The organism is Actinomadura sp. NPDC048032 (genome assembly GCF_040653175.1).
Classification (GTDB): domain Bacteria; phylum Actinomycetota; class Actinomycetes; order Streptosporangiales; family Streptosporangiaceae; genus Spirillospora; species Spirillospora verrucosospora.
On record NZ_JBEZJP010000494.1, the window covers coordinates 1 to 5,459 of the forward strand.

General features: G+C 70.3%; 4 protein-coding genes and 1 pseudogene. All 5 read left to right on the forward strand.

Annotation, left to right across the window (positions count from 1 at the left end):
• Nucleotides 1-103: 103 nt before the first annotated feature.
• A pseudogene (gene arc / locus AB0C69_RS37275) lies at nt 104-1,336 on the forward strand (proteasome ATPase); the annotation flags it as partial.
• Nucleotides 1,337-1,467: 131 nt separating this feature from the next.
• Nucleotides 1,468-2,985 carry a depupylase/deamidase Dop gene (dop, locus tag AB0C69_RS37280; RefSeq protein ID WP_360360398.1) on the forward strand — a complete coding sequence of 506 codons (1,518 nt, stop codon included), beginning with the start codon at nt 1,468-1,470 and terminating at the stop codon, nt 2,983-2,985.
• A gap of 278 nt (nt 2,986-3,263) precedes the next feature.
• On the forward strand, nt 3,264-3,473 hold the full coding sequence (locus tag AB0C69_RS37285; protein WP_021593619.1) for a ubiquitin-like protein Pup: 210 nt from the start codon (nt 3,264-3,266) through the stop codon (nt 3,471-3,473).
• 284 nt (nt 3,474-3,757) lie between these two features.
• The gene (prcB, locus tag AB0C69_RS37290; RefSeq protein WP_360360402.1) at nt 3,758-4,603 is read left to right on the forward strand and encodes a proteasome subunit beta; all 846 of its coding nucleotides are present in this window, start codon (nt 3,758-3,760) and stop codon (nt 4,601-4,603) included.
• Between the two features lie 21 nt (nt 4,604-4,624).
• Nucleotides 4,625-5,383, forward strand: a complete 759-nt coding sequence (prcA, locus tag AB0C69_RS37295) for a proteasome subunit alpha (RefSeq protein ID WP_360360405.1) — start codon at nt 4,625-4,627, stop codon at nt 5,381-5,383.
• Nucleotides 5,384-5,459 lie beyond the last annotated feature (76 nt).

The window sequence follows — 5,459 nt, forward strand, 5'->3', positions numbered from 1 at the left end:
GATGAACCCCGCCAAGATCACCGCCGCGACGGTCGTCACCTGACCGTCGCGCCCCGCCACCCCGTTGGATGGCCGCACCAAGGCCGGGCGGGGGCTGCTCGCCGACGAGGAGCGCGTGGTCAAGCTCGCCGAGCCGCTGCGCGGCGTCCCGCTGCGTGCGGGCGACTCCCTCATGCTCGAGCCGAGGTCCGGCTACGCCTACGAGAAGATCCACAAGGCGGAGGTCGAGGAGCTCGTCCTCGAAGAGGTCCCCGACATCTCCTACAACGAGATCGGCGGCCTCGGATCGCAGATCGAGATGATCCGCGACGCGGTGGAGCTGCCCTACCTGCACGCCGACCTGTTCCGCGAGCACCAGCTCCGGCCGCCCAAGGGCGTGCTGCTCTACGGTCCGCCCGGCTGCGGCAAGACGCTCATCGCCAAGGCCGTCGCGAACTCGCTCGCCAAGCAGGTCGCGGAGAAGACCGGCCAGGAGGGGAAGAGCTTCTTCCTCAACATCAAGGGCCCCGAGCTGCTGAACAAGTACGTCGGCGAGACCGAGCGGCACATCCGCCTGGTCTTCCAGCGGGCCCGCGAGAAGGCGTCCGCCGGGACGCCGGTCATCGTGTTCTTCGACGAGATGGACTCCATCTTCCGCACCCGCGGCTCGGGGGTCTCCTCCGACGTCGAGAACACCATCGTCCCTCAGCTGCTCAGCGAGATCGACGGCGTCGAGGGCCTGGAGAACGTCATCGTGATCGGCGCGTCCAACCGCGAGGACATGATCGACCCCGCGATCCTGCGGCCCGGCCGGCTGGACGTCAAGATCAAGATCGAGCGGCCGGACGCCGAGGCCGCCAAGGACATCTTCTCCAAGTACATCCTGCACGGACTCCCGCTGCACCCCGACGACCTCAAGGAGCACGGCGGCTCCACCGAGGCCACCGTCGAGGCGATGATCCAGCGCACCGTCGAGCGGATGTACACCGAGAGCGAGGAGAACCGCTTCCTGGAGGTCACCTACGCCAACGGCGACAAGGAAGTCCTGTTCTTCAAGGACTTCAACTCCGGCGCGATGATCCAGAACATCGTCGACCGGGCCAAGAAGATGGCCATCAAGCAGTTCCTCGACACCGGCCAGAAGGGCCTGCGGGTCAGCCACCTGCTGGCCGCCTGCGTCGACGAGTTCAGTGAGAACGAGGACCTGCCCAACACCACCAACCCCGACGACTGGGCCCGCATCTCCGGCAAGAAGGGCGAGCGGATCGTCTACATCCGCACGCTGGTCTCCGGGACCAAGGGCTCCGAGGCCGGACGCTCCATCGACACCGTCGCCAACACCGGCCAGTACCTGTAGCCCCCGACGATGACGCACCCGCGCGGCGGCCCCCTGCACGCAGGGGCCGCCGCGCGGGCGTGCCGCGCCACGCGGGCCGCGAACAGCGGGCCCCATGGCTCCACTCTCCCGGCCCCGATAGGCTCGACGATATGAGTGTTCGGCGGGTGATGGGCATCGAGACCGAGTACGGCATCTCCGTACCCGGGCAGCCAGGGGCCAACGCGATGGTGACCTCCTCCCAGGTCGTCAACGCCTACCTGGCGGCGTCGGCGGCACGGGCCCGCAGGGCCCGCTGGGACTTCGAGGAGGAGAACCCCCTCCGGGACGCCCGCGGCTTCGACCTCGCCCGCGAGGTCGCCGACCCGACGCAGCTCACCGACGAGGACCTCGGCCTCGCCAACGTCATCCTCACCAACGGCGCCCGGCTGTACGTCGACCACGCCCACCCTGAGTACTCCGCGCCCGAGTGCACCAACCCGCTCGACGCCGTCATCTGGGACAAGGCGGGCGAGCGCGTGATGGCCGACGCCGCGCGCCGCGCCGCGCTCGTCCCCGGCACCCACCCCATCCAGCTCTACAAGAACAACACCGACAACAAGGGCGCCTCCTACGGCTGCCATGAGAACTACCTCATGCGCCGCGAGACGCCCTTCGCCGACATCGTCCGGCACCTCACCCCGTTCTTCGTCTCCCGCCAGGTCGTCTGCGGCGCCGGCCGCGTCGGCATCGGCGTGGACGGGCGCGGCGACGGCTTCCAGATCAGCCAGCGCGCCGACTTCTTCGAGGTGGAGGTGGGGCTGGAGACCACCCTCAAGCGGCCGATCATCAACACCCGTGACGAGCCGCACGCCGACCCCGAGAAGTACCGGCGGCTGCACGTCATCATCGGCGACGCCAACATGGCCGAGCTGTCCACCTACCTCAAGCTCGGCACGACCTCGCTCGTCCTCGCCATGATCGAGGACGGCTTCCTCACCGTCGACCTCTCGGTCGACATGCCCGTCGCCGCGCTCAGGGCGGTCTCGCACGACCCGTCCTGCAAGCATCTGCTCACGCTGCGCGACGGCCGGAAGATGACGGCGGTCCAGCTCCAGATGGAGTACCTGGAGCAGTCGCGCAAGTACGTCGAGGACCGGTTCGGCGCGGACGTCGACGAGATGACCAGGGACGTCCTCGACCGCTGGGAGTCGGTCCTGCACCGCCTCGGCGACGACCCGATGCAGCTGTCCCGCGAGCTCGACTGGGTCGCCAAGCTGTCCCTGCTGGAGGGGTACCGCAGCCGCGACGGCCTCGACTGGTCCCATTCGCGCCTGCAGCTCGTCGACCTGCAGTACACCGACATCAGGCCCGACAAGGGCCTGTACAACCGCCTGGTGGACCGCGGGCGCGTCGACCGGGTCGTCACCGAGGCGCAGGTCGAGGCCGCCGTCGAGGACCCGCCCGAGGACACCCGGGCCTACTTCCGGGGCCGCTGCCTGCGCCAGTACGCAGAGTCCGTCGCCGCGGCCTCCTGGGACTCGGTCATCTTCGACGTCCCCGGCCGGGAGTCGCTGCAGCGCGTGCCCACCCTGGAGCCCCTGCGGGGCACCAAGCAGCACGTGGGCGCCCTGCTGGACCGCTGCCGCACCGCCGCGGACCTCGTGGCGACTTTGACCGGCCAGGGCTGAACCGCGGCGAGGACGCGGCACACGCGCCCGGAGGAGCCCTCCGCGGCCCTGCTGGACGGCTGGACCGCCTGAGACGGCCGGCGCCGCCGCCGGTCCGGCCATGCCAGGTAACGGGCCGGTTTCGTGGAGGGATTGCCCGTTTCGCTGGACGGTGGACCGGCGATAACCCGAGCATGCCCCCGGCCCCCGGGCGGAGACGGCGAAACGGACCCGAGAGATCCGCGCACCGTCGAAGATCGGAGATAGGGTCGGAGGCACCGGCAGAGCGGAGGTACGGAATGGCCACGAAGGACACCGGCGGTCAGAAGCAGACCACCCGGCGCACGGAAGAGGTCGAGGAGACCGAGGCCACGACCACCGAGGACGTGCAGGAGCGCCAGGAGAAGCTCACCGACGACGTGGACTCGATCCTGGACGAAATAGACGAGGTGCTGGAAGAGAACGCCGAGGACTTCGTCCGCGCCTACATCCAAAAGGGCGGACAGTGAACCCCGAATCGGGCGGATCGGCCATGTAGCGGAATCGCCGTTTCTCCGGGACGGAACTCCAACTTGACACGGCAGTGAGGACATGGGTGGGCCGCGGCGGCCCGCCCATGTTCGTGTGTTCGCGCCCGTGCGCGGCGCGCGCGGCGCGCGCGGCGGTTCGCCGTGGGCTGATCGGACCGGTGATCGGGCGGCATGCGCGCGGGCGACCTTGAACAGTAGGGTCGTAGAGTCCGCGCCGGTGAGATTGCCGAAGCCGGCGCAATGGTGGAGGGGAAGGGAGTCGCGTGGCGTCCCACGATTCGCACACCGGACGTCTGCCGGGGTTGTTCGCGAGCCCGGATACGTCGTCGTTCACGGAGTTCCTCGGGGCGTACTCCCCGGACCTGCTGCCCGGCCGGCGGACGCCGCCGTCCTCGCGGGCGGGCGAGGACATCCCGCACGGGACGACGATCGTCGCGGTCGGCTTCCCCGGCGGGGTGGTGATGGCGGGCGACCGGCGGGCGACGGCGGGCAACGTCATCGCGCAGCGCGACATCGAGAAGGTCTTCCGGGCCGACGAGTTCTCGGCGATCGCGATCGCCGGCACGGCCGGGATCGGGATCGAGATGGTCCGGCTGTTCCAGGTCGAGCTGGAGCACTACGAGAAGCGCGAGGGCCGGACGCTGTCGGTCGAGGGCAAGGCCAACCGCCTGGCGACGATGGTCCGGCAGAACCTCGGGATGGCGATGCAGGGCCTGGCGGTGGTGCCGCTGTTCGCGGGCTACGACGAGGAGCGGGACGAGGGGCGGATCTTCTCCTACGACCCGGCGGGCGGCCGTTACGAGGAGCGCGACTTCCACTCGATCGGCTCGGGGTCGGTCTTCGCGCGCGGCGCCCTGAAGAAGCTCTACCGGCCCGACCTGTCGGCGGAGGACGCGGCGCTGGCGTGCGTCCAGTCGCTGTACGACGCGGCCGACGACGACTCGGCGACGGGCGGGCCCGACCTGACGCGCCGGATCTTCCCGGTGGTGGCGTCGGTGACGGCGGACGGGTACCGCCGGCTCGGCGAGGACGAGGTGGGCGCGCTGGCGCAGGCCGTCGTCGACGCACGTTACGACTCGCCGGGCGGTCCGACCGCCCCGCTGCGATAGAAGGGATCCAGACCGGTGTCCATGCCGTTCTACGTGTCGCCCGAACAGCAGATGAAGGACAAGGCGGACTACGCGCGCAAGGGCATCTCGCGCGGCCGCAGTGTCGTGGTGCTGCAGTACGACGACGGCATCCTGTTCGTGGCGGACAACCCGTCGCGGGCGCTGCACAAGATCAGCGAGATCTACGACCGGATCGCGTTCGCGGCGGTGGGGAAGTACAACGAGTTCGAGAACCTGCGGCTCGGGGGCGTCCGCTACGCCGACATCAACGGCTACCAGTACGACCGCCGCGACGTGACGGCGCGCGGCCTGGCGAACGTGTACGCGCAGTCGCTCGGCACGATCTTCACCGAGACCAACAAGCCGTACGAGGTGGAGCTGGTCGTCGCGGAGGTGGGCGAGGACGCCGACACCGACCAGATCTACCGGCTGACGTTCGACGGCTCGGTCGCCGACGAGCACGGCTACGTCGCCATGGGCGGGCAGGCCGAGGCGGTGGCGCAGTCGCTGAAGGACGGCTACCGCGAGGGCTCCTCGCTGGAGGACGCCCTGCGCACGGCGGTGCGGGCGCTGGAGGCCCAGGACTCCGACCGGCACCTGGAGGCCACCTCGCTGGAGGTCGCGGTCCTCGACCGCAACCGCGAGCACCGGCTGTTCAAGCGGCTGTCCGCGGCGCGCATCGGGGATCTGCTGGCGGCGCAGGACTCCGGCCCCGGCATCACCTCCGGCGGCGAGGACGCCTCCGGCGGGACGGGCTCCTCCGGAGCGGACGAGGACTGACGCGCGGGCGGGCGGGCCTCCGGCCGGCGGCCCGCGCGCCCACACGGGCCCGCCGCGGGCCGGGACGGTGACCAGC

Bases quoted from the DNA above. Each gene is read 5' to 3' on its own strand.
- dop (WP_360360398.1), top strand. From the start codon at position 1,468: ATGAGTGTTCGGCGGGTGATGGGCATCGAGACCGAGTACGGCATCTCC.
- AB0C69_RS37285 (WP_021593619.1), top strand. From the start codon at position 3,264: ATGGCCACGAAGGACACCGGCGGTCAGAAGCAGACCACCCGGCGCACG.
- prcA (WP_360360405.1), top strand. From the start codon at position 4,625: ATGCCGTTCTACGTGTCGCCCGAACAGCAGATGAAGGACAAGGCGGAC.